The 2,423-nt window shown below is 72.9% G+C and carries 2 protein-coding genes; both read right to left on the bottom strand.

Translation table 11 applies throughout. From position 1 onward, the window contains the following. Positions 1-363: 363 nt before the first annotated feature. A complete protein-coding gene (locus ACVNF4_RS34930; protein WP_461806873.1) occupies positions 364-1,554 on the bottom strand; it encodes an MBL fold metallo-hydrolase in 1,191 nt (396 codons plus the stop codon). A gap of 156 nt (positions 1,555-1,710) precedes the next feature. Beyond that, a partial coding sequence (locus ACVNF4_RS34925) for an SIMPL domain-containing protein (RefSeq protein WP_461806872.1) occupies positions 1,711-2,423 on the bottom strand: 713 nt, incomplete at its 5' end.

The raw sequence follows: 2,423 nt of genomic DNA, 5'->3' as shown, positions 1-2,423 counted from the left end.
AGCAGGTTGGTGCCGGAGTTGCGGCGGCAGTCGCATCCACTGACGCGGGACAAGGAGGCCGCGACCGGGTTTCATCACTAACGGGGGTGCTGCTTGGGGTTGTGGGGTGGGCCGTCGGGGCTGTCCGGCGACTCACAGTAGTTGCCAACGGGGCAGGTCTGGCAGGCAGTTGGCGAACTCCTGCGGCAATCGTCCCGCTCTGGTATGAGGCCTCGCACGCCTGACCGATACCCCGGCCCCCACCCTCCCCTCCGACAGTCACGCACCGTATATCCCTTGGCCCGGACTTCCGGCTGTCCCGGACAACGGAGAACGCCGGGTCGGGGTGGTTCACCCCGACCCGGCGTCCGTGTGCCGTACCGCTCAGCCCTCGCCGACGAGATCCAGATCCCCCCGCGCGGCGGCGGACCCGGCGGGAGCCTCCGGCACCGGCCACTCCCGCTCCAGCGGCAGCGACACCGCCCGCCACCAGGCCCGCGAGGGCACTTCGCCGGCGGGCTCGAAGGGCCGGCCCGGGACGGGGACGGCGATGGTCTGCCCGACCGCCTCGCCCGCCGCCAGCGTCCACTCCCCCGGCTCGGCCCAGGCGTGGGGCGCGAGGTTGAAGGTGGCCCAGTGGATCGGCAGCATGACGCCGTGCGCCGCGCCGCCCTGGAGGTCGAGGTGGGCGCGCACGCCCTCCTCGGGTGTCATGTGGATGTCGGTCCAGAACTCCGAGTACGCGCCGATCTGGATCATCGTCACGTCGAACGGCCCGTGCGCCGCGCCGATGTCCTTGAAGCCCTCAAAGTAGCCGGTGTCGCCGCTGTGGAAGATCCGGTGCTCGGGCCCGGCGACGGACCAGGACGCCCACAGGGTGTGCTGTGTGTTGCGCAGGCCCCGGCCGCAGAAGTGGCGGGCCGGGGTGGCGGTGAGGGTGAGGCCGCCGACCTTCGTCTCCTCGTGCCAGTCCAGCTCGCGCAGCCGGTCCACCGGGACACCCCAGTGCTCCAGGTGAGCGCCGACGCCGAGGGGGACGGCGAACAGGGTGTCCGTGCCGGCGAGGGCCTTGATCGTGGGGAGGTCGAGGTGGTCGTAGTGGTCGTGCGAGATGACGACGACGTCGACCGGGCCGAGGGCGGCCAGCGGCAGCGGGGCGGGGTGCAGGCGCTTGGGCCCGGCGAAGGGCACCGGGGAGCAGCGCTCGCCCCAGACCGGGTCGAACAGCACCCGGCGCCCGTCGATCTCGGCGAGCACGCTGGAGTGGCCCATCCAGGTCACGCGCAGGCCGGTGGCGGGGGGTTTCGCGAGGTCGGCGAGGGTCGTCGCGTGGACGGGGATCGTGCCGGAGGGGGCCCGGTGGGCGCGTGCCTCCTTGTCGAAGTACGTCTTCACGAAGTTCCCGGCCGCCGCCCCGAGGCGGTCCTCGGGCGCACCGCCGGGGTTCTGGAAGACACCGTCCCTGAAGTGGGGCGATCTGCGGATCCGCGCCATGCGCTCACCGCTCGGGTCCACGCCGAACGCCTCGGGCGTCAGTGCGCGGAGCGCGGAGCTCAGGGTGCGGGAACCGGCCACGGTACCTCCTGGTGGAATCGCCGAGGATTCCACTATAGGTCGGCCCACCGACAAACGGAATGCGGGTCCCGGTTCGCCGGAAGGGCCGCCCGGAACACCGTCCGGGCGGCCGGGACGAGCCGCGCCGCGAGCCGTCCGACGGCCCGCGCGGGGTGCTCAGACCAGCTCGTACACCGCCGTCACCGACGAGGTCGCCTTGATCTCGCCGGGTGCGATCGGGACGGCGCCGAGGCCGCCGGCCGGCATGTCGGCGGCCATCGGCGGGGCCGGGGTGAGGTAGCCGGTGCCGCCCTCGCTCAGGGTGACCAGGCGGCCGAGGCGACGGCCGCTGAGGGAGGCGTACTGCTGCGCCTTGTTGTGCGCGTCGGTGAACGCGGCCTTGCGGGCGGCGCGCTGGAGGGGCTCGCGGTCGGCGAGGTCGAAGACGACCGAGTTGACGCGCCCGGCGTCGCCGGTGGCGTCGGTGACCGCCTGGAGGACGGTGCCGGTGCGGTCGATGACGCGGACCTTCACCACGAAGGACTGGGCGGCCCGGTAGCCGGTGAGCACGGCGTTGCCGTCCTGGTAGTCGTAGACCGGACCGAGGGAGACGCCGTCGGTGCGGACGTCCTTGTCGGCGATCTCCTGTTTGCGCAGCGCCTTCAGCAGGGCGTCCGCCGCCTTGTTCTGCGCGGCCATCGCCGCCTTCGCCGTCTTCGCGGTCGCCTCGACACCGACGCCGAGGACCGCGATGTCCGGCTCGGCGGTGGCGCTGCCCTCGCCGGTCACGGTGACGCTCAGCGGGGCGTGCGCGACCGTACCCAGGGCGACGCCGAGCAGGAGCAGCGCGGCTACCAGGAACAGCATGGGTGGTCCCTTCACGAGTGACG

This window comes from Streptomyces sp. S6 (assembly GCF_054880855.1).
This window is presented reverse-complemented; position numbering and strand designations above follow the sequence as displayed.